This window comes from Pseudomonas sp. FG86, assembly GCF_057808775.1.
On sequence record NZ_JBMDIS010000004.1, the window covers coordinates 202,433 to 223,140 of the forward strand.

The 20,708-nt window shown below is 60.8% G+C and carries 19 protein-coding genes and 1 tRNA gene; 10 read left to right on the forward strand and 10 right to left on the reverse strand.

What is annotated here, in order from left to right; genetic code table 11:
* Positions 1 to 667 precede the first annotated feature (667 nt).
* Positions 668 to 868 carry a hypothetical protein gene (locus ACODSV_RS04430; protein ID WP_150053969.1) on the forward strand — a complete coding sequence of 67 codons (201 nt, stop codon included), beginning with the start codon at positions 668 to 670 and terminating at the stop codon, positions 866 to 868.
* Between the two features lie 235 nt (positions 869 to 1,103).
* Here the strand turns inward: ACODSV_RS04430 and ACODSV_RS04435 are convergent.
* Both ACODSV_RS04435 and pvdQ read right to left on the reverse strand, forming a co-directional pair.
* Positions 1,104 to 1,177: transfer RNA gene (locus ACODSV_RS04435), tRNA-Cys, on the reverse strand.
* A gap of 213 nt (positions 1,178 to 1,390) precedes the next feature.
* Positions 1,391 to 3,679: a bifunctional acylase PvdQ gene (gene pvdQ / locus ACODSV_RS04440; RefSeq protein WP_150053970.1), complete on the reverse strand. Its 2,289-nt coding sequence runs from the start codon at positions 3,677 to 3,679 to the stop codon at positions 1,391 to 1,393.
* A gap of 238 nt (positions 3,680 to 3,917) precedes the next feature.
* On the opposite strand from pvdQ, the gene ACODSV_RS04445 reads away from it, so the two are divergent.
* Entirely contained in the window at positions 3,918 to 4,298 is a 381-nt protein-coding gene (locus tag ACODSV_RS04445) for a fe2+ zn2+ uptake regulation protein (protein WP_102625753.1), read from the forward strand.
* A 14-nt stretch (positions 4,299 to 4,312) separates the two neighbouring features.
* On the opposite strand, the gene ACODSV_RS04450 is transcribed toward ACODSV_RS04445, so the two are convergent.
* On the reverse strand, positions 4,313 to 4,507 hold the full coding sequence (locus ACODSV_RS04450; RefSeq protein WP_017846379.1) for a hypothetical protein: 195 nt from the start codon (positions 4,505 to 4,507) through the stop codon (positions 4,313 to 4,315).
* Between the two features lie 188 nt (positions 4,508 to 4,695).
* Here ACODSV_RS04450 and ACODSV_RS04455 point away from each other — a divergent pair, with 188 nt between their 5' ends.
* On the forward strand, positions 4,696 to 4,830 hold the full coding sequence (locus ACODSV_RS04455) for a hypothetical protein (protein ID WP_024075722.1): 135 nt from the start codon (positions 4,696 to 4,698) through the stop codon (positions 4,828 to 4,830).
* Positions 4,831 to 5,689: 859 nt separating this feature from the next.
* On the forward strand, positions 5,690 to 9,130 hold the full coding sequence (locus ACODSV_RS04460) for a membrane-targeted effector domain-containing toxin (RefSeq protein ID WP_150054382.1): 3,441 nt from the start codon (positions 5,690 to 5,692) through the stop codon (positions 9,128 to 9,130).
* An 83-nt stretch (positions 9,131 to 9,213) separates the two neighbouring features.
* On the opposite strand, the gene ACODSV_RS04465 is transcribed toward ACODSV_RS04460, so the two are convergent.
* Genes ACODSV_RS04465 through ACODSV_RS04485 form a run of 5 tightly spaced genes read right to left on the reverse strand, consistent with a single transcriptional unit; the run spans position 9,214 to position 13,640 of the window.
* The gene (locus tag ACODSV_RS04465; RefSeq protein ID WP_190300959.1) at positions 9,214 to 9,966 is read right to left on the reverse strand and encodes an ABC transporter permease; all 753 of its coding nucleotides are present in this window, start codon (positions 9,964 to 9,966) and stop codon (positions 9,214 to 9,216) included.
* A 14-nt stretch (positions 9,967 to 9,980) separates the two neighbouring features.
* Positions 9,981 to 11,180, reverse strand: coding sequence for an ABC transporter substrate-binding protein (locus ACODSV_RS04470; protein WP_024075725.1), 1,200 nt, complete (start codon positions 11,178 to 11,180; stop codon positions 9,981 to 9,983).
* Complete coding sequence (locus tag ACODSV_RS04475; RefSeq protein WP_150054380.1) at positions 11,167 to 11,970, reverse strand: ABC transporter ATP-binding protein; 804 nt, start codon at positions 11,968 to 11,970, stop codon at positions 11,167 to 11,169. The genes ACODSV_RS04470 and ACODSV_RS04475 overlap by 14 nt, the downstream gene beginning before the upstream one ends.
* A complete protein-coding gene (locus ACODSV_RS04480) occupies positions 11,967 to 13,028 on the reverse strand; it encodes an acyl-CoA dehydrogenase family protein (protein ID WP_024075727.1) in 1,062 nt (353 codons plus the stop codon). The genes ACODSV_RS04475 and ACODSV_RS04480 overlap by 4 nt, the downstream gene beginning before the upstream one ends.
* Positions 13,029 to 13,079: 51 nt before the next feature.
* Positions 13,080 to 13,640, reverse strand: a complete 561-nt coding sequence (locus tag ACODSV_RS04485) for a carboxymuconolactone decarboxylase family protein (RefSeq protein WP_150054379.1) — start codon at positions 13,638 to 13,640, stop codon at positions 13,080 to 13,082.
* A gap of 102 nt (positions 13,641 to 13,742) precedes the next feature.
* Between ACODSV_RS04485 and ACODSV_RS04490 the strand changes: the two genes are divergently transcribed.
* Positions 13,743 to 14,663 carry an AraC family transcriptional regulator gene (locus ACODSV_RS04490; RefSeq protein WP_024075729.1) on the forward strand — a complete coding sequence of 307 codons (921 nt, stop codon included), beginning with the start codon at positions 13,743 to 13,745 and terminating at the stop codon, positions 14,661 to 14,663.
* Between the two features lie 45 nt (positions 14,664 to 14,708).
* Here the strand turns inward: ACODSV_RS04490 and ACODSV_RS04495 are convergent, their stop codons facing one another.
* Positions 14,709 to 15,620 carry a LysR family transcriptional regulator gene (locus ACODSV_RS04495; protein ID WP_102623501.1) on the reverse strand — a complete coding sequence of 304 codons (912 nt, stop codon included), beginning with the start codon at positions 15,618 to 15,620 and terminating at the stop codon, positions 14,709 to 14,711.
* A 117-nt stretch (positions 15,621 to 15,737) separates the two neighbouring features.
* Here ACODSV_RS04495 and ACODSV_RS04500 point away from each other — a divergent pair, with 117 nt between their 5' ends.
* The 5 genes from ACODSV_RS04500 to ACODSV_RS04520 all read left to right on the forward strand — a co-directional run bounded on the left by ACODSV_RS04500 (position 15,738) and on the right by ACODSV_RS04520 (position 20,409).
* The gene (locus ACODSV_RS04500; protein ID WP_150054378.1) at positions 15,738 to 16,733 is read left to right on the forward strand and encodes an aldo/keto reductase; all 996 of its coding nucleotides are present in this window, start codon (positions 15,738 to 15,740) and stop codon (positions 16,731 to 16,733) included.
* Positions 16,734 to 16,877: 144 nt separating this feature from the next.
* Positions 16,878 to 18,872, forward strand: a complete 1,995-nt coding sequence (locus tag ACODSV_RS04505) for a methyl-accepting chemotaxis protein (RefSeq protein WP_150054377.1) — start codon at positions 16,878 to 16,880, stop codon at positions 18,870 to 18,872.
* A gap of 89 nt (positions 18,873 to 18,961) precedes the next feature.
* Positions 18,962 to 19,417 (forward strand): SRPBCC family protein, encoded by a 456-nt coding sequence (locus tag ACODSV_RS04510; protein WP_024075733.1) that lies wholly within the window; start codon positions 18,962 to 18,964, stop codon positions 19,415 to 19,417.
* A gap of 110 nt (positions 19,418 to 19,527) precedes the next feature.
* Positions 19,528 to 19,974, forward strand: coding sequence for a DUF411 domain-containing protein (locus tag ACODSV_RS04515; RefSeq protein WP_150054376.1), 447 nt, complete (start codon positions 19,528 to 19,530; stop codon positions 19,972 to 19,974).
* A gap of 3 nt (positions 19,975 to 19,977) precedes the next feature.
* Entirely contained in the window at positions 19,978 to 20,409 is a 432-nt protein-coding gene (locus ACODSV_RS04520; protein ID WP_024075735.1) for a YqaA family protein, read from the forward strand.
* Here the strand turns inward: ACODSV_RS04520 and ACODSV_RS04525 are convergent.
* A partial coding sequence (locus ACODSV_RS04525) for a hypothetical protein (protein WP_489078208.1) occupies positions 20,410 to 20,708 on the reverse strand: 299 nt, incomplete at its 5' end.

Sequence of the window (20,708 nt, forward strand, 5' to 3'; positions counted from 1 at the left end):
CTGACCCTTGAAAAGGGCGGCGCCACGAAATCGTCAGTGAAAACGTCGCTGATCGATGAACAAGGCAAAACGGCGCTAAGGAAGCAGCTTAAACGTGAACACGTTGTACCTTTTTTGCCACGTTAGAGCCGTGGTCGGCCGCTTTGCCGTCGAGCTGCAATCAACTACTGAATGTATGTTCGCATGCGTTGCATTTGTAATTGTCCAAGATGTATTCATCTACGGCTTTCCCTGCCACTGCTCCCGCCGTAGCACCGACTGCCAAGCCACCTAAAAAACCGATTACACCGCCAACGAGCGTCCCAACCCCAGGAAACAGGGCGCTGCCTATCGCAGCACCAGCAGCGGCGCCTTCACCCCCGCCTGCTACTGCTCCTATCCCACCGGCTACGGCTCCAACGCCTCCTGCGACTTTCGTCCCGATATTTCTTTTCTGTGTTTTATCAGAACCACAACTTGGGCATGTGACTGGCATGTGACTTCCTTGGCGATTTAGTTTTTCGTTGGTTGCGAATTTTTAACGGACGAACAGTTCGAGGTGCAGATAAGTGAACGCCAGATGACGCCGATCGAACCGCAGCGTGGTGACCCAAGAATGAAGATCAGGTCTTCAGTGTTCGGTCCCATCTCTCGACATCATCCCAAGTGATCGGCTGATGATTTTCTCTTGCTCACCAGCGACATAGGCTACTATTTCGCCATCATGGTGTCCACGGATCGCGCTTGGCCGAATCTGTTGAAACAGTCGGTTTTTCAGAACACGGTGGAATGGGGCGATCAAAGCGCCTCTTCCGTACGTTTCCACGTGAAATCTCAGCCTAAAGGCGCTGCCAATATTCAAGATTTCAATCTTCGATGCATGCTTTGATGCCTCAAAAACTGCCGCCGAGGTTTTCAACAGAATCGACCGTTGGCGGACGCCTACGCTCCTCAGCCTTGAGCACAATCTCACGTCCAATCGAAGAGAATCCGCCCATATGGCGTATCGTTTTTGCCGACAAAAAAGTGTGGCCGCCGAAGCGATCCAAAAAATTGCGGACGCGATTGCCAAATCGCGGCCAATAAAAAACCCCGTAGACGCTAATCTACGGGGTTTCTAAGAGTGGAGGCCGAGGTCGGAATCGAACCGGCGTAGGCGGATTTGCAATCCGCTGCATAACCATTTTGCTACTCGGCCTCAAACGATCAATGCCGTTGTTGCTGACATTCACCGCATAAAAACATGAGTGGGCTATAAAACCCTGCCTCTACTCTAATTCATTGAATACATTGAAGTTTTTAACGCTTCATTGCGTTCGATGGGCGCCATTATGTACTCATTTGCTTATGCCTGCAACCCCTTGATTTCAAAAAATATTCTGCCCAGTCATCAAGGGGTTGCGTGTGCGCCCTACTCCTTGATGACCTGTTCCCGGTACTGCGGGTCGGCCTTTATTTGCGCTTCGGTGAATGGCAGCGGGCGGAGTTTTTTCTCGGAGAATGCTTGGGTCTGGTCCTTGGCATAGTTGGACGCGGGGTTGCTGGACTGGGAGAACGCGAGCACGCCCAATGCGTTCGGCCCCTGGTCGTCGAAGCTGACGATTTGCAGGTAACTGCTGCCGCTGACCACTTCACGTTTGCCATCGGCCCTTGGCACGGTTTGCATGGCGTTATAGATGCCGAGCGCTTGCGGGCCGCCGTGGATGGGGGTTTGCCCGGAGACTTGGATATCGCCCCAGCGGCTGTTGGCGCTGAGACCGAGCCTGGCGACTTCAGCAGCAGAGGCCAGCATGGCTTCGCGCAAGGCCTTGGCAACGTCGGGGCGATCGATGGCGAGGCCACGGGGGGTGGTCAATGGTTCGGCCGGGTCGAAGGCCACACGCCAGGCATCGGGGGTTTGTTGCAGGTGCTCCGCCAGGTTGATGAAGTGCACCAGGCCCAGGCCGCTGTCGAGGTTGGCGTGCCGGTCCCAGTGTTTGAGGCTGGTACACAGCGGTTGCAACGCGACAGCATCGCTGCCCAGTTGCGTGGCGCAGTATTCCAGCAGGTCGGGCATGATTTGACCCGCCACATACACTTCGTTGTCCATGACCATGTTGTGCAGGTCCGCAACCGTGATCGGCCGTTGCTCCAGGGATTGCAGGCGCTGCACGGCGAAGCGCGCGCGCGGGCCGAGGCCGATGTGGTCCTGGCTGATCACTGGAGAGAAGCCGGTCAAGGGCGCCTTGGGGTTGGCCATCCAGGCCGAGTCGTTGGCGTGTTGCACGTAGTCGGTGCGCTCCAGTTGCGGCAGTTGGGCGGCGGCGAAAATGCCCGGTTGCGCGGCATGCGGGTCGATGTCCCAGGCGCAGGCGCTGCGGGCGCCGTCGAGGATGATAAATTGCAGGCCGGCCCGCGGATCGCTGCATTGGGCAAGTTTGGCGGCGCTGACGTTGGGCACCACCGACAGGTTCATGTACAGGCTCTGGCCCTGATCATCGGCGGCCACGGTGTTGACCCACGGGATGCCTTGCAGGGTGTGCACCGAGGTTTGCAGTGCCTTGAGGCTGGGGGCGCGGTTCATCGCGTACCACTGTTGCAGCACGCGGTCATTGCCCAGGTTGGCGTCGCGCAGGCTGAAGGCGTGCTGGCTGTCCCAATCCAGCTTGCCGGGCCATTGCACCACGGGGCCGAAGCTCGAACTGTAGACCGTACGGGACAAGGCCTTGAGGCTGCCGTCGGCCTGTTTGACTTGCACCGTCACCGAGGTTTTCGCCAGGGGGATGGATTGACCGTCCAGCAGGTAGCGCGTGGAATCCTTGGGGTCGAGGGTCAGTCGGTACAGGGTGAAGTGTTTGGACGTGTCGACCGTATGGGTCCAGGCCACATGCTGGTTGAAACCGATGTTGATCACCGGCAGACCCGGCAGCGCCGCGCCCATCACATCCAGTTGGCCGGGGATGGTCAGGTGCATCTGGTAAAAACGCATGCCGCCCACCCAGGGGAAATGCGGGTTGGCCAGCAGCATGCCACGACCATTGAATGAACGATCACGGCCCACCGCGACGGCGTTGCTGCCGCGATCGAGACTGAAGCGCTGCTGCTGGGCCGCCGCCAGTTCAAACGCCTTTGCGCGACGCTGCACGCTGGCGGTGGCCTGAGGTGGCGCCGCACCAACCAGGGCTTCGGCGAATTGGCCAACGCCGCCTTCGACCAGCAGCCTACGGGTCAGCTTCACCAGATCTTCCACCACCAGCGGCCGCACCCACCCGGCCTGGCATGGCGCCGGGGCGCCCTGCTCTTTGAGATAGCGGTTGTAGCCGGCCACATAACCTTCGATACGTTGGCGGATCGCCGGGCTCTGCGCGTTCCAGAAGGCGGCTACAGCCTCGGGGGTATTCAGCCAGGTGAAGAACACATCGCTGGCGAGGTTGTTGCGCTCCTCCAGGGTCGCCTGTTCCGGGCCGAAGAACCGCGCGCGCTGGCCATTGACGGTGACCACTTCATTGGCCAGCAGGCACAGGTTGTCCTGGGCGTAGGCGTAACCGATGCCAAACCCCAGGCCGCGCTCATCGCTGGCGCGGATGTGCGGCACGCCGAAGCTGGTGCGCCGGATATCGGCGGACGCCTGCGCCACCTGCTCGCGCGCCGATGCAGCCAGGCTCAAGCCCAGCATCAGTCCCGCCACGCACATCCTGGACAACCGGTTGGAAATAATCACACAGACTCCACAGTCAAATTGAACACCCTTGCCTGGGGTCATTCCCCCACCGTAAGGACGCAACAGACCGCGAATAATTTAGCGACGAAGTCCGTTCATTGAACGCGACTGCGTTGTGACAAAACCGATACCGACAAATTTTCTACATGCGGCACTTCATGATTTCGCTCACTCGTTCGTCTTATTGAATAAGAGCGCCATCATTTTCCTGATCAGGCTCTGATAAGGAGTTTTTTGCATGTACAACTCGCAACTGCCCACGGACGGACACTCAACGACCGCCGATGCCACGTTTGGCAGCGGCGTACAAGCCTTCGGCAAAGCGCCAGAGCAGCAAGGCAACCAACGAATTCGGCATTTGCTCAAGTGTTTCGGCTTGCGCACCAGCCTGATCCGGCTGAAGGTCATCGACGCCCTGCTCACGGCCGCCGACCACCAGCGCACCCTTGGGGTACGCGGCGTGCACAGCCACTTGTTGGAACTGGGCATCCCTTTGTCGTTCCTCAGCGTGCGTGAGGTACTCAAGCGCCTGTGCAGCGAGGGCGTGATCACCCTCAATGCCGATAAAAGCTACAGCCTCCATGAAGAGGCTGCCAAAGTGCTCGAAGGCCGCGCCTGACTCGACGACGTCAATCAGAAGTTAGGCTTGACCTTACGACGCATCACGCCATTGATCACCACCACGGTGACCGCCACCGCAATGGCGATGTACTGGAAGGTTTTTTCGCTGATAACCCCAGTGTTCTGCAGGTAGGACAGGCCAAACATCGTCCCCAGTACCACCAGGGAGATCAGGATTGAATATTTCAAGCGTTGCTTTTGGGTCATGACGGGTTCCTGAACCTTGAGAATGTATCCACTTTGTATCGCCGAACATGCCAGGCACATACCCGATGACGGGGATGGAATGGGGTCGGCAGGGTCTCATGTTACAGGCGATGAAAAGCTTTGGCTTGTTCGATGCTTTTATTGAGCCGGCCTGATGTCACCCCGTGAGAACCCTGGAGGATTTTGAAATGTTCCGTCGAATCACCTGGCTGATTCCCCTGCTGATCATGCTGAGCATGAGCGGCTGCATCATATTCCCCCACGGCGGCGGCTGGCATGACCACCGCTATGAAGGTGGCGGGCCGGGTTACTACCATCGCTGAGGGGCAGGTTCCCGCCTATCCGTTTCTGCGGTAACGGCGGCTGGTCAGCCATGGATGCATCAACTGACACTCCCTCATCGGGGGCAAGCCCCCTCCCACATTTTCAACCGAGTACACCAGGCATAACTCCGGTCGGCGCCAGGGCAGCCAAAGCCAGAGCAAAGGCAGACTCAGGTCGACCTGATGTATGCAGATCCAAATGTGGGAGGGGCTTGCCCCCTCCCACACTTAACCGGAACACCAGGCACAACTCTGGTCGGCTCCAAGGCAGCCAAAGCCAGAGCAAAGGCAGACTCAGGTCGACCTGATGTATGCAGATCCAAATGTGGGAGGGGGCTTGCCCCCTCCCACACTTAACCGGAACACCAGGCACAACTCCGGTCGGCGCCAGGGCAGCCAAAGCCAGAGCAAAGGCAGACTCAGGTCGACCTGATATATGCAGATCCAAATGTGGGAGGGGGCTTGCCCCCGATAGCAGTGGGTCAGCCACAGACGCATCAACTGACACACACCCGCTGGGATTTTTTCAAAAGTTAACCAACACGAAGCCTTACACAACGCGGCATCTCCAGACGGAACCCCTGCGGGTGTTTTTTGCACCCAAAAGGGGCGTCTGGGGAACAGGGAACCTCCTACTGGCAGACGCTTACTCTCAGCACGTCTGAAAAGGTACCCACCGATGACAAGTCTTTCCTCCACGCCCTTACCGCACCTTCCGCCTCAACAGCCTCCCATCCTAATCGACACACCCACGCCCCCCCTCCCGGGCAACCAGAACCCCACCACCGACACCGAACAGCCCGATTCAGCCCAAACAAACCGCCCAACACGCTCAACTACCGGCACCGCCAGTGGCAGCTTGGAGCAAACGCTGGCAGACAAGCAGAATCTGCGCACCCTGGGGCAAAAACTCAACGATACGGCCCAGCGCCTGGGTGTAAACGCCACGCCGCAGGAGATCCTGGCCGCGCTGAAGTCGACCCCCATGGATGTGCAAGCCGCCGCGTCCTATCCCGTCACCCCCGGCCATGCCACGACAATCGAGGCCTTCATCAAGTCCAAAGGCCTGGCTATACCGATCAGTCATTTCACCTTGACCGCCCTGGCTGACGCCGTGCTCAGCAAGGCTGCGGAACACCCCGTGCGCCTGGGTGATCTGGGCGGTGCCCTGTCCTGGCCCCTGCCGCTGAGTGTCGCGGAGCAACGCACATTGCTCGGTGCCGTCACGCAATATGCCATGCGCCATCCCAACCCACCGCAGATGGGGACAAGCCTGGGTATGCTGGAGTATCTCAACAGCAATCAACCACTCACCGGCGAAGCCTCACGTGATCCGCTACAGGCGCTGGGAACCCTGCTCGGCACCGACCGCGCACAAGCGCTGGGGCAAGCCATGCAGACGCGATTGAACGGTATTGCGACTGACGCCAGCGTCAATGACTACACACTGGCCGCGCTCAATCTCATATTCGACCCACAGTCCATCAGCACACCCCATCGAAACACCGTTGCCGGGTTTGATCTGGCACAAGCGGATCATTGGGGCAAACCCGTATCAGCGATATTCCCGGCCCTGAGCAAGCACTTGAGTGAGCAAGGCCGCGCCACACCCGAAATGGCCAACGTAGGCGCCTACCTGATGCTGGCCCGCAAGGCGCCCGAATTGCTGATCAAGGACATCCCCAACAGCGTGACCTATGGCAGCCCCGCCTGGGTCAACCTGTCGATCGCCGCAGCAACGTTAGAAGCCCATATACCGGGCAAAGTGCACAACATGACCTTTGCCCAAATCATGAATGAGGCCGACATCGCCGGCCAGCAAGATTTGGCCATTACCCAGCAGGCACAACGCGCCGCCCTGCGGGTGTGGGGCGTGGTGAGCGGCGCACTCTCCCAGCAAGAAGCTGATCGCTACAGCCCGGCCGACATCGAGAAGGCCAGGCATGCATTCAATCACCAGGCGAATGAACGAGTGGAGGCGTCCAGCCAGATCCAGGCTGAAATTCCCAGCCGCAAAGACATCGCCCTGGCCAAACTTAAAGAGCGCTTCGGCCCGGATGTGCCCTTTGAAGAAAAACGCCTGAGCATCAAGAGTACCAAGCAACCCTCCGTGCAGCCGCTCTACGACCCCAATCGTGCGCCCGCAGGCTTGCACTCTTTGCTGGATATCGCCATGAGTGGGTTGCACCAGTACCAATGGGAAACCACAGACCCGCGCATCCTCAGCGCCATGCAAGACAAGTCCCTCAAGTTCGACGTCAACAGCGTCTTCAATGATCAATTCACCAAGGCGATCGGCTCAAGAAAAGAGGGCATTACCACGGCAGTCAAACACATGATTGCCCAATTGCCCCTGGCCGACAGGCAAAACCTGGAATATGGGGAACTTGAGTTCTACAAGAACGATACCTACATGCTCGGTCTAGGATTTACCGGAAGAACCCTTCACAGCAAAAACGACAATTTGCTGCTTAAAGCCAAAGGGCTAAGCGGCGAGACGGTGTATGAGATCGACCTGAAGCAAGGGAGCGTGACCCAGGTGCCTGCCACCGTTCTGACCAATCAGCGCGAGCGTAACGCCAACCGGGTCTACCCGATTGAGCGGTTCACGCCAACCACCTCGCCTGAGGCCGACTTCGCCCAGGACAAGACCGTCAGTTCTCCTCCGCCCACGCCTTCGAGCTACACAAGTGCCCGGACACAGTCCATTGCCGATGCCTTTGTCGAACACCTTGATATTGCCGGCAAAGACGTGGTCCGGCAGGCCAGGGGGGCTACCAGCTACGATCAACAGATGGACACGGAGTGGAAACTGGTCAGCTTTTTCCTGGACCTGATTCCGCTCAGGTCGGCCATTGTCAACTTTCAAAACGGTGACTACCTGGATGGCGCGATAGACCTGGGCATGGATATCTTTGGTTTCGTCACTGCCGGCCTCGGGGCGGCAGCGAAAGTGGCAAGAGCCGGAAGCTCGGCCGTCAGTGTGGTGAGCAAGGCCCTGCGGGTGGCAAAAATACTCGGGACCACCGTCATCGGAGAACTCAACCCCTTGAGTGGTGTAGGCGATCTGGTTCAAGGCGGTGCGAGGCTGATCGGCAATGGGATTGAACAGGTCAAGCGCTTAGGCCGTAATCACGACCTGTTGAAAGTCACCAGTGCAGAATATGGGCCCATTACGCAAGGCACCTTCAAGGCTGCAGACCAAACCGTCGAGGGAAGCACCATCCTGTTTGACGGCCAACGGTATGCCTATGATCCCGTCAAGGGCAAACCTTACGGGGCGCCGATCGAGGCATTCAACCCGCTGGACGGGATGATGCCGCCCGCCCCCAATATAAACGCATCCCGCAATCTCCCCGCATCCGCACACAATAACCGGCATAACCCGCTTAGCTCGAGCAACCGCCCGGCCCGTCCGCAGGCACCGGCGAATGGCCAGGTGCAAGCGGTCCCGAACGGCATCCAAAAGACCGACCATTTACCTCAGGGGGAGTACGTCACCAGCATCAAAGGCGCGAGAAGCGATGCACACTTCACCCCGAGCAGGAAGGCGGCAACCCGGCAAAAGTTCGGGCAAGAAATGAATGACTTTTATCGGCGGATGGCAAACGGCGGCCTTCCGGCTCGCCCCACCCTCCCCGTGATCCCTGGTCAAGTCACACCCAAAACGCTGATCGAACAGGCCCTGGATGCATCCGATGGCGTGGTCTTTGGTGACATCCATAAAGAAATGGCCAGTTTCCAGACGCTGTTCGATAACGTAGACACCTTCAAGCAAAAAGGGGTCAAGAAACTGTATATCGAAGCCACGTTCTATGACGCACAGATGAAAGTCATTGACGACGGCATCGGTTTTCTCGGCAACGGCAAGACACCACGGCTATCGCCCTCATTCGATGAGTTGGTCAAAAAATTCAATGATGAAGGGATAGAGATCGTGCCCCTCGACCATCCTTATCTCACCCGGCACAAAGATGAGCCCGCGCAGTTCCAAGCAATCAATCAGGCGCAGCAAAATGAGCCAAGGCTCAGGGAATTCAATTACTACGCCGCACAGACCATTCGCCAGAACCCTCCGGGTGAAAAGTGGATTGCGTTGATGGGCAATGCCCATATGAAGACATCCCAAGGAGTCCCGGGCGTGGCGGAGCTGACAGGCGGCATTGGGGTGGGCGTTTTCACAAGGACAGACCCGGGATTGAGCGTCGGAATGAGGAAGACCAAAAACCTCCCGGATCCGGCAAAGGCCATAGGTCCTCACGACGTACCGGGTGACCTGCACATTTTCCACAAGGTCTGAGTCCAACCTACCCCCTGAACCCAGCCTGCTCATACGCGATGACAAAACGCCCGGCCGGAGGCCGGGCTTTTGTTCAGGGCCTGTCACCCGCCATGCACCCATCGCTGATGCAACCATCGCGCAAACGCATCCAGCGCAAAGCCCAGCAGCCCGATCAGCAGCACCATCGCCATCAGTTCCGAATAAGCCAGGCGGTCCCGCGTGTCGAGGATGTAATACCCCAGCCCGGCACTGACCCCAAGCATCTCGCACGGCACCAGCACGATCCACAAAATGCCGATGGCCAGGCGCACGCCGGTCAACACATGCCCCACCACGCCTGGAATGATCACCCGACGCAGCGTCTCCCAGCGCGTGGCACTCAGGCTCTGGCTCAACTGCAACCAGCGTGGGTCCAGTTGGCGCACCCCGGCAGCGGTGTTGAGCATGATCGGCCACACCGCGGCAAACGCCAGCAGGAAGTAGATCGGCTGGTCCCCGACGCCCATCAGCATCACCACGATCGGCATCCACGACAGGGGCGAGATCATCCGCAGGAACTGAAAGGCCGGCGTGGTCGCAGCCTCCAGGTTGCGCGAACTGCCCACCAGCAACCCCAGCGGTACGCCCACCAGCAAGGCAAGAAACAGCCCGACCACAATGCGCTTGAGGCTCACCGCAATGTGCAAGTACAGCTCGCCGCGCCCCAGCAACTCCCACAGGCTGCTGAACGTGGCCGCCAGCGAAAAGCGCGCCGACAAGCCGTCGGCAGCGCCAAACACCTTCACGCCCAGCCACCAGAGCAACAGCAACCCGGCCAAGCCTCCCAACCCGAGCAACCAGCCCGGCCACGCCACGGTTTTACCTCGGTTCAAGCGCCGATCTCCTCGTGCCGCTCAAAGCCCTCCGGCAAGCCAAAGGTCTTCATGCCACCCACAGCCTCGATGGCGTTGCGCACAAAGCGGTCATCCACGAGGTCCTTGGCGACGAAGGCCGGGTCGAGATCGGCGAGGAATTTCTTGTCGCCTTCGATCAAGGTGTCTTTCAGGCGCCGTACCAGTTCCTCGGTGTAGCTGGGGAAGGGATAGGGCTGGAAGTCGATGCGATGTTCGTCCCAGTTGGCATGCTGGATCGCACCCTCTGCCAGGTACGCAGCGCGGTCGCTGGCCGCCGGTGCCAGGACCTTGCTCAAGACCGGTTCGGCATGCGGCGTGTAGCGGTTCGGGCCATCCTTGGACAACAGCTTCACCGCTTCTTCGCGGTGGTCGCGGGTCCAGACCTGGGCCTTGACGATGGCATTCACCACCTTCTGCGACCACTCCGGGCGGTTGACCAGGTCATGCTCATGCATGAACACCACGCAGCACGCATGGTTGCGCCACACATCGCCGGTAAAACGCTGCACGCGACCGACCTTGAGGTTTTCCGCCAGGGCATTGAACGGCTCGGCGACGATGTAGCCGTCGATGCGCTTGCTGGCCAATGCCGGCGGCATGTCCGAGGGCGGCAGCACGATCAGGTTCACCTCATTGGCCGCAATCGCGCCACCAGCCGCACGGGCAACGGGGGTAAGGCCGTTATCGCGGAACAGTTGCTGCACCACCACGTTATGGATCGAATACCAGAACGGAATCGCCACCGACTTACCGCCCAGTTGCTTGACGTCAGTGATGCCCGGCGCCACGGTCAGCCCGGAACCGCCGACGTGGTTCCACGCCACGACCTTGGCCGGGACCTGGCTGCCATAGCGTGCCCACACGGTCATCGGCGACAGCAGGTGAATCACGTTGACCTGGCCCGAGATAAACGCCTCGATCACCTGGGCCCAACTGCGTAGCAGCACCGGGCGCTCGGCCTTGATGCCCTCGGCCTCGAACAGGCCATTGTTATGCGCCACCAGCAATGGCGTGGCGTCGGTGATCGGCAAATAACCGATGCGTACCGGTGCATCCGGTTCATTGGCCGCGCGTGCCTGCAGGCTGCTCAACAGCGGCAAGGCACCGGCGGCGCTGAGCACCGCAGAGAGTTTGAGAAAATCACGGCGCGAGTGGGTCAGGTCATCCAGACACATGGCTAGGCTCCAGCAGGTCAAGGGGGTTGGGTTGAGGGCGGCTCGCCTGCCGTAGGGTTTTAAGAATCTCGATGCGCAGCGCGCCAATCGCTTCTACCTGTTCCTCGCGGGGTTGCGGCAGGTCGATCCGCCATTCGCCCAGCGTGCGCGCCGGGCGGTTACCCAGTAGCAGGATGCGGTCGGACAGCAGCAAGGCTTCGTCGATGTCGTGGGTGATCAACACCGCCGCCGAACCCTGTTCGCGATTGACCTTGAGCAACAGGTGCTGCATGTCGGCACGGGTCACTTCGTCCAAGGCACCAAAGGGTTCATCGAGCAGCAGTACTTGCGGCTGGCGCGCCAGGCAGCGGGCCAACGCCGTGCGCTGGGCCATGCCACCGGACAACTGCGCCGGGAACTGCTGGCGCGCATGCTCCAGGCCCACGGCCGCGATGGCATGGTCAACGCGCTGGCGCCGCTCCTCGGGGCTCAGGTGCGGCTGACGGGCGAAGTCCAGGCCAAACGCCACATTCTTTTCCAGGCTCAGCCACGGCAACAGGCTTGGGTCCTGGAACGCCACCGCCACACGCGGGTGCGGGCCGCTCAATGGCTCGCCCAGTACCTGTACGCCGCCGCCCTGAGGCGCCTGCAAGCCGGCGAGCACCCGCAACAGGCTGGATTTGCCCACACCGCTGGGGCCGAGGATCGATACCACTTCGCCGGGCTGCAACTGCAGGTCGAAGCCTTGCAGCACCGGGCCGCTGGCGTACCCCAGGGCAATGCCCCGGGCCGTCAGAACCGCCTGGCTCATAGCGCGGCCTGGCGTTGCAGTTCGGTGCGCAGTTGCACCAGGCTGGGCGTCACAATCGGCACAAAGGCCGACTCACGCCAGCGCCGGGCAAAACCACTGCCGTGCGCGGTGAGGTAGGCCTTGCCGCCACTGGCCTGCAGCTCAAGTTGCACGGCGCTCGCGGCGGTTTCCGCGAGGGCGATGCGCAGCTTGAACAATGGCACCGGTTCGGCGGCGAAACGTCCGGCCAGCAACCCTTTCTTGAGTTCGGTGACCAGGTGATCGAGGGTCACGCGCAACGCCTCCAACTCTTCACGCAACACGGTGCGGGACGCGCCCAGATGATAGGCCACTTCCGCCAACGAGCGACGCGCCAGGCCAATCGACATGCCGCATTGCAGGCCAAGAAACGCCGGGCGCACCGCCGGCAGGAACTGGCGTGCATCCTCATGCAGCAACCAGTCGCGACTCAGTTCCACACCTTCCAGCCCCAGGGCGGCCGTGTTGCTGGATTGCAAGCCGAGCAAATCAAGGTCGTGTGAGCGCTGCAAGCCCGCCACTGAGTCCGGGATCGCCAGGATAAACGGCGCACCACCGTCGGCATGTTCAATCGCGGCGGCGGCGACGAAGCCGTTCTTGCGCAAGTTGGTCACCCAGTGCAGGCGACCGTTCAGGGTCCAACCGTCGTCGCTCGGCTCGCCGCTGATCTGCAAGGTCTCGATACCCGAGAGGAACTTCATTGCATTCGACAGCCCCGTTGCCCCGGCCAGCTTGCCGCTGAGCAGGTCCGGCAACAACTGCTCACGCAGCCGCTCGTTGGGGCTGTGCAACAGATACTCGATAAACGAACGCTGCCCCCAGCACACAAAGGCTGCCGCCAGGGAATGGCTGGCAACATTCGCGATGGCGTCCACCGCCCCTCCCACATCGCCGCCGAGGCCACCGAGGTGCTTGGGTACGCCGATTCGCAACACGTTGGCGTCTGCCAACCGCGGCAGCACTTCCTGTGGGTCGCAACTGCCCACATCCAGGGCCTGCGCTTGAACATCGAGCCAACGGCTCAAGATTGGGTCAAGCATTCATGTTTCTCCTTGTTAAAGCAGATGACCATCACCGACGCGTGCGCGCCTTCAACTGGCTGGTTGTTCCCAACGGTACTGCGCCAGCTCCGGGTTCAGCGGGGTACGGGCAAACACATTAGCGAAGTTGCACAGAGTGGCCAGGCTGACCCCCAATATAACCTCCAGCGCCTGGCCTTCGGAGTAGCCGGCGGCCCGGAACGCCTCGTAGCCGGCATCGCTCACATCGCCTCGGGTAGCGATCACTTCGCGAGTGAACGCGGCGAGCGTCTCATAACGAGCATCGGGCAGTTCGCCACGCTGGCGCAGGGCTTCGATCACGGCTTCGGGCAGCTTGGCTTTGTTGCGCGCCACGGCGGTGTGGCCGGCCACGCAGAAATCGCAACCGTGGGTGGTCGCGGCAATCAGTTGCACCACTTCGCGATCGGCCAGACTCAGCTCGGCCTTGGCGTTCAGGCCGGAAACGGTGATGTAGGTCTCCAACGCGGCCGGCGCATTGGCCAGCACGGCCAACAGGTTGGGGATGAAACCCGAGCCTTTCAGCGCATTTTCCAGGAAGGGTTTGGCCGCTGGCGGAGCGGTTTCGAGGGTGAGCAGCGGTACGCGGGACATGGTGCGGTCTCCTTATTGGTTCGTGTACCAAGTCTGTTGGTTATAAAAAAACGCCTCAATAGGCTAAAGTAGCGATTACTTGCTCTTGAGTCTTTCCATTAGATGAATTCGTCCGGTGCACTTGTCGATTGGTTATTAGACAGCCTTGAACTCGAGACCAGCTTGTTTCATGTCGGGCGTTACTGCGGTGACTGGCACGCCAGCACCCACGGCCTGGCACGGGCCAGTTTCCACCTGCTCGTGCAGGGCCAATGCTGGCTGCATATCGACGGCGAGCCCAGCCCCCAGCACCTGAACAATGGCGACGCGGTGTTTCTGTTGCGTGACCTTGAGTACCGACTGTCCGGCGAAGCCACGGCGGCGGGTGCGCAGGAATGCCCGCGTCGCCCGATGGTGCCACTGGACAGCGCGGCCACCGACGGCGTGGGGCTGGTCTGCGGGTTCTTTCACTTCCAATCCGGCTTGTCCGCAATGATTGTCGACAGCCTGCCCGCGTGGATCATCCTGCGTGCCGGCGACCCGTCATTGACCGCCGCGCGCAACCTGTTCGAGCTGATCCTGCAAGAGTGCGAACGCACTCCGGCGCCCTCGTCCACCCTGCTCGAACGTCTGTGCCACCTGCTGTTCCTGTATGTACTGCGCCAACAAGTGATCGGCAACACCGACTTGGGCGGGCTCGCCGCGCTGGGCCGGCAGCCGGCATTTGCGCACCTGCTGGAACAATTGATCGCCCGGCCGGCGGAGCCCTGGACCCTGGAAAGCATGGCCGCCTGCACCGGCCTGTCGCGCTCGGCGTTTTTCAAGCGCTTCAATGAGCTGTGCGGGCAATCGCCAGGGCAAGTGCTACTGATGATGCGCATGCGCCATGCCTGCCAGCTGTTCAAAAACGACCAGACCGTGGCCGATGTTGCGCTGGAGGTGGGGTATCAGTCGGTGGCCGCGTTTACGCGGGCGTTCCACAAGGTCATTGGCCAGCAGCCGGGGGCCTATCGCAAGGGCCAGGCGCCAGGCGTGAAGCGCTAAGCCCACGCATCGTAATAAAGGGGACGGTTTTTCAGGCGCCCGCCCCTAACGCTGTAACCCACTGCCGGGCCGCGCGCACAGTTCCACCAGCCAATCGACAAACACCCGCACCCGCCGTGATAACTGGCGGTGCGGCGGGTACAGCGCCGTCAGGGCCATTTTCGGGACTGGCAAGTGTGGCAGCACTTCCACCAGCGTCCCCCGGGCCAGTTGCTGCATCGCATGATAATGGGGGGCCTGGATCAACCCGTATCCGGCTTCGCAAGCAGAGAAATAGCCGTCTGAACTGTTCACCGCGACAGTCTTGGCCAGGTTGACGCTCCGCAACTCGTTCGCTAATGCGAATTCCAGCCCGAAGCGTTTGCCGCTGGCGCTGGACACATACTCAACCATCTGATGCCGGGCCAGGTCGTCCAGGGTTTGGGGCACCCCCATACGCTCCAGGTACCCGGGGCTGGCCAAGGTCAGTTGGTCCATCATTGCCAGCGGCCTGGCCACCAGTGATTCGTCCAGGGCCGGGCCACCGCGCAGCACGCAATCCACACCTTCGCGTATCAGGTCCACCGGGCGGTCATTAAGGCTGATCTCCAGTTCAATCTGCGGGTAACGCGAGGTGAACGTCGGCAACGCGGGGATCACGATAAGGCGCCCGATACCCGACGGCATATCAATGCTCAGGGTGCCGCGCGGGTTCTGGCTGCGGGTAGAAAACACCGCTTCGGTTTCCTCCAGGTCTGTCAGCAATTGCACGCAACGCTGGTAATACGCCGTGCCATCCAGGGTCGGACTGACCTGACGCGTCGTGCGCTGCAACAACTGCACGCCCAGGTGCGCTTCCAGTTGCTTGATCAGGATCGTCACCGACGCGCGTGGCAGTTGCAGGCTGTCGGCCGCCTTGGCGAACCCGCCCAACTCGACAATCCGGGTAAACACGCGCATTGCGTTGAAACGGTCCAAATCTCGCCACCTCTATGGATTATTTAGATTTTACGAATAGTGATAGTGCTTTTAGCCGGTTTATCCCGGTTTTGTCGAGGGTAACAATAGGCGCCTACCTCAACAGGAGCTGCACCCATGCACACTCGTCAACTCGGTAAAAACGGCCCACGTGTTTCCGCCATCGGCCTCGGCTGCATGGGCATGACCGACTTCTACACCCCCGACACCGATACCACCGAGGCCACGGCCACCCTGCATCGCGCGCTGGAACTGGGGGTCAACTTCCTCGACACCGCCGACATGTACGGCCCGCACACCAATGAACAACTGATCGGCCAGGCGATTGCCGGCAAACGCGAGCAAGTGTTCCTGGCGAGCAAATTCGGCATCGTGCGCGACCCGGCGAACCCGGCGCGGCGCGGCGTCAATGGGCGCCCCGAGTACATCCGCGAGGCCATCGACGGCACGTTGCGGCGGCTGGGCATAGAAACACTGGACCTGTATTACCAGCACCGCATTGACCCTGAGGTCGCCATCGAAGAAACCGTCGGCGCCATGGCCGAGCTGGTCAAGCAAGGCAAGGTGCGTTACCTGGGCCTGAGCGAAGCGTCCGCCGCCACCTTGGAACGCGCCCACAAGGTGCACCCGATCAGCGCGCTGCAAAGCGAATATTCCTTGTGGAGCCGCGACCAGGAAGACAACGGCTGCCTGGCCGCCTGCCAACGCCTGGGCATTGCCTTCGTGCCCTACAGTCCGTTGGGCCGGGGCTTTCTCACCGGCGCCCTGCAAAGCCCGGACGATTTCGGCGCCGATGACTATCGCCGTCTCAGCCCACGTTTCCAGGGCGATAACTTTGCGAAAAACCTGCAACTGGTGAAACAGGTGCAACGCCTGGCGGCTGACAAAGGCGTCACCGCCGGGCAATTGGCCTTGGCCTGGGTGCTTGCGCAAGGTGACTTCATCGTCCCAATCCCCGGGACCAAGCAGCGCAGGTACCTGGAACAGAACGTAGCGGCTGTATCGATCGCCCTCACCCCGGCCGAACTGGCGGCGTTGGACGCCATCTTCCCTGCCGACGCCACAGCTGGCCTGCGCTACCCCAAGGAAGTCATGGCAATGCTGGATATCTGACGAGCCCTGCCAGGGAGCCCCTTTATCAAGGGGCTCCCACTTCCTTGCACCATCGTACCTAAAGCTATTGCGCGCCAAGCCGATAGCCCTACGAAGCTCTAACAAAGCCGCGTCGACAATAAACGCTTCGTAAGGACGACCCCCATGCCCCCACTGCGCTCCATCCAAGCTCGCTACACCGTGTTCCTGGTGCTGTTCGTCCTGATGCTATTGGTGTTGACCGTCGTGGGCATCGGCCAATTGGTCGCGCCCACCCTGCGCCAGACTGAAGAGCAGGTCGTACTCAATCGCATCGCCGAGGTTGCGGTACAGATCCAGGGCGAGTTGAACAAAGTCCAGGCCCAGCAACGCACCATCACCCAAACCATCCCCCTGCTCGACAGCGATGCCATCGACAAGGTCCTGCCAGGCCTGGTGGACCAGTATGGCGAGCTGAAAGTGTTCGGCGGTGGTATCTGGCCGCTGCCCAACCAGCGCACGCCCGGGCGCAACAAGCACAGCACCTTCTGGCACCGTGATGCGTCGGGCAAGCTGGCCGTGAACACCTTCTGGAACAGCGACCCGGCGCCCAACTACTACGACCAGAGCTGGTACAAGGGCGGCCTCGCCGCGCCACGCGGGCAATGTGCTTGGGCCGCGGCCTACAAGGACGACGCCAGCCAGGAGCCGCGCACCAACTGCGCCATGGCCATCCAGCGTGATGGCGCGGCGTATGGCGTTGCCACTATCGACGTGACCCTGGGTTTCTTCAACGACCTGGTGGCGAGCAAGGAAAAAGACATCGGCGGGCAAATGCTGATCGTCGAAGGCGACGGCAAGATCATCAGCAACAGCACACGTATCAACAGCCCGGTGGTGCTGAAGAACATCAGCGAACTGAGCGGCACCTCGGCGTTCGCCGCCATGATCAGCAAAGCCCTTGGCCAGCGTGACCAGAAGTTGCAACGCAGCGAGTTCGACAACCAGGGCGTGGCCAGCACCTTCTACATGCGCCCGATCGAAGGCACGCCATGGTTCCTCGCGACCGCCCTGCCCACCTCGCTGATCACCGCCCAGCGCGATGATGTGCTCGGCACCCTGGCGCTGCTGCAAATTCCCATGGTACTGCTGCTGGTGCTGCTGGCGGCCTATGCGATTCGCCAGTTGGTCCAGCGCATGAAAACGCTGAAAACCAACATCGACGCACTCTCCGCCGGCGACGCCGACCTCACGCGACGTATCACCATCCGCGCCGAAGACGAACTCGGCGCCATCGGCCACTCGGTCAACCGCTTTATCGTCTACCTGCAAAACATGATCGGCGAAGTGACCCAGGCTACCGGGGCCATGTCGTCTGGCCTGGCGCAATTGCAGCACACCTCGGCGCAGACCAACAGTATCCTGGTGCGGCATGCCTCGGAGACCGACCAGACCGTCACCGCGATCACCGAAATGAGCTCCACCGCCGACACGGTGGCGCACAACGCCGCCGAAACCGCTGCATTCACCCAGCGCGCCAATGAGCACGCCGACCGCTCCCGTGTGGTCGTGGGTGAAGCCTCTACCAGCGTCAGTGCGTTGATCGGTGAAGTCGCCAGTGCCACCCACACCGTGGAAAACATGCGCCAGGACGCCGCGCGCATCACTGAAACCCTCGGGGTCATTGGCGCGATTGCCGGCCAGACCAACCTGTTGGCACTCAACGCGGCGATCGAAGCCGCACGTGCCGGCGAGCAAGGCCGTGGGTTTGCGGTGGTGGCGGACGAAGTGCGTGCGCTGGCGGCGCGGACCCAGGCCAGCACCTCGCAGATCAATGAAATGCTCGCGCGCCTGACCACGGGCGTGAGTTCGTCCGTGGCGGCCATGGAAAACACCCAGGCCAGCTGCCAGTCGGCGGCGGACGCTACCGCACGGGTGAACAGCGGCCTGGATGAGATGGCTGGCTCGGTCAGCCATATCAACAACCTCAGTACCCAGATCGCCACGGCTGCCGAGCAACAGAGCGCGGTGACCGAAGAGATCAACCGCAGCATGGTGCAGATCCGACATATGGTCGAAGAGCTGGTACAAAGCGGCCATGCCACTGAAACCAATACACAAAGCCTGCTGGATGCGAACGGTCGGGTGATTGCGTTGATGAGCCGATTCAAGGTGCGCTGATAAATGGATGAAACACTCCCGTGCAATGCGCGGGAGTGGACTATTCTGACAGCTCACGGTGCATAGTTTCGCCACACAGGAGGTGTGCCATGCGCGCTGAGCAGTCGATTCGCCTGGAGCGGATCAGTCAGGAACGTTTTATCCAGGCCCCTATCGACGCCGTCTATGACTATGTGACCCAACCGGATCGCTGGCACGAATGGCACCCCACCTCCCTTGGTGCCGAGACCGGCACCAGCGGCTCACTCCCCGCCGGCGCGCGTTTCACCGAGGTCATCGACCTGCTGGGTGTACGGGTTCCCATGAGTTATCGCGTGCAGATCGCGCACAAGCCAGGGGAGTTCAAGACCGTGTTCACCTCCCTGGCTGTCGACGGCTCCCTACACTACGTCTTGCAACCCTATAACGGCGGCACGCTGTTCAAGCGCGTGTTGACCTATGAGACGGAGTTGCAACTGGCGAGCTTGCATGAACGCATGATCGAGCTGTCCACGATCGCGCTGGACCAGCTCAAGCACCGGCTGGAAAATCCCGACTTCGTATAATTTTGAAACATTACCACTGGCGTCGCGCACCGGCGGCGCTGGCTTGCCCGCGATGACGTGGTCATGATCGCCACCATCCCAATGGCCACCTCCTGCTGACGAGACCTTCCATGAAAACCCCTTTGCGCCTGGCCCTGCTGTCAGCCCTGCTCACCACCGCCCTGGCCCAAGCCGCCGACTTGATACCCATCGACGTACACCGCGACGCTAATTGCGGCTGCTGCAAAAAATGGATCAGCCACCTGGAAAGCAACGGTTTCAAGGTCAATGACCACGTCGAAACCAACATGAGCGCGGTCAAGCAACGCCTGGGCGTCGCCCCGCGCCTGGGTTCCTGCCATACCGCGGTCATCGACGGCAAATTCGTCGAGGGTCATGTCCCCGCCGAACAGGTGTTGGCGTTGCGCAAGCGCGACGACCTGCTGGGGATCGCCGCACCGGGCATGCCCATGGGGTCGCCGGGGATGGAAGTGGACGGTCAAGCCGAGGCCTATCAGGTCATTGGCCTGACGCGTGACGGCCAGGATGTTGTGGTCGCCGAGTATCCGGCGCACTGATCGGTGTTGGTCGGTTACCTCGGGCTGTTCGTCGCGGCCTTTGGTGCCGCGACACTGCTGCCGCTGCAATCGGAAGCCGTACTGGTGGGCTTGCTGCTCAGCGGCCAGTACAGCTTGTGGTGGTTGCTGGGCATCGCCACCTTGGGCAACGTGCTGGGGTCGCTGGTCAATTGGCTGTTGGGCCGCTGGGTGGATCACTTCAAGGCGCGACGCTGGTTCCCGGTGAGTGCCCGGCAACTGGACAAGGCCCGCGGCCATTACGCGCGTTGGGGGCACTGGACGTTGTTGCTCAGTTGGGTGCCGATCATAGGCGACCCCCTGACGTTGGTGGCCGGGGTGATGCGCGAACCCCTGTGGCGCTTCTTGCTTATGGTCTCTATCGCCAAAACAGCGCGCTATGGCCTCGTAGCCTATCTGACGGGGCCTTGGACATAGTCATCTGTCGGCGCTGACCGGTAGGCCAATCTGTACCAGTTGGCGCAACGATTCATTCAACTCCGGCGTAGAACCCTCAACAATCCGCGGCTCCACGACGTAATAGAGGTACGGTTTGTACCCGTCGAATCGTTCAAGGTCCTGGCGGTAGATCAACCGCTGCACGGGGGCGCCTTCTGGCCACGAGTCGCCGACCAGCTTCGACTCGCTGAACACCACCACATCATTCAATCCACGGACATAGCGCATGATCAGGGTCAATTTATCCTGCGCTTGACGCCATGGGTAATAGGGAATGC

Coding starts and splice junctions, on each gene's coding strand:
- ACODSV_RS04445 (WP_102625753.1), top strand. CDS start 3,918: ATGTACAACTCGCAACTGCCCACGGACGGACACTCAACGACCGCCGAT.
- ACODSV_RS04450 (WP_017846379.1), bottom strand. CDS start 4,507: ATGACCCAAAAGCAACGCTTGAAATATTCAATCCTGATCTCCCTGGTG.
- ACODSV_RS04455 (WP_024075722.1), top strand. CDS start 4,696: ATGTTCCGTCGAATCACCTGGCTGATTCCCCTGCTGATCATGCTGAGC.
- ACODSV_RS04470 (WP_024075725.1), bottom strand. CDS start 11,180: ATGTGTCTGGATGACCTGACCCACTCGCGCCGTGATTTTCTCAAACTC.
- ACODSV_RS04475 (WP_150054380.1), bottom strand. CDS start 11,970: ATGAGCCAGGCGGTTCTGACGGCCCGGGGCATTGCCCTGGGGTACGCC.
- ACODSV_RS04480 (WP_024075727.1), bottom strand. CDS start 13,028: ATGCTTGACCCAATCTTGAGCCGTTGGCTCGATGTTCAAGCGCAGGCC.
- ACODSV_RS04485 (WP_150054379.1), bottom strand. CDS start 13,640: ATGTCCCGCGTACCGCTGCTCACCCTCGAAACCGCTCCGCCAGCGGCC.
- ACODSV_RS04490 (WP_024075729.1), top strand. CDS start 13,743: ATGAATTCGTCCGGTGCACTTGTCGATTGGTTATTAGACAGCCTTGAA.
- ACODSV_RS04500 (WP_150054378.1), top strand. CDS start 15,738: ATGCACACTCGTCAACTCGGTAAAAACGGCCCACGTGTTTCCGCCATC.
- ACODSV_RS04505 (WP_150054377.1), top strand. CDS start 16,878: ATGCCCCCACTGCGCTCCATCCAAGCTCGCTACACCGTGTTCCTGGTG.
- ACODSV_RS04510 (WP_024075733.1), top strand. CDS start 18,962: ATGCGCGCTGAGCAGTCGATTCGCCTGGAGCGGATCAGTCAGGAACGT.
- ACODSV_RS04515 (WP_150054376.1), top strand. CDS start 19,528: ATGAAAACCCCTTTGCGCCTGGCCCTGCTGTCAGCCCTGCTCACCACC.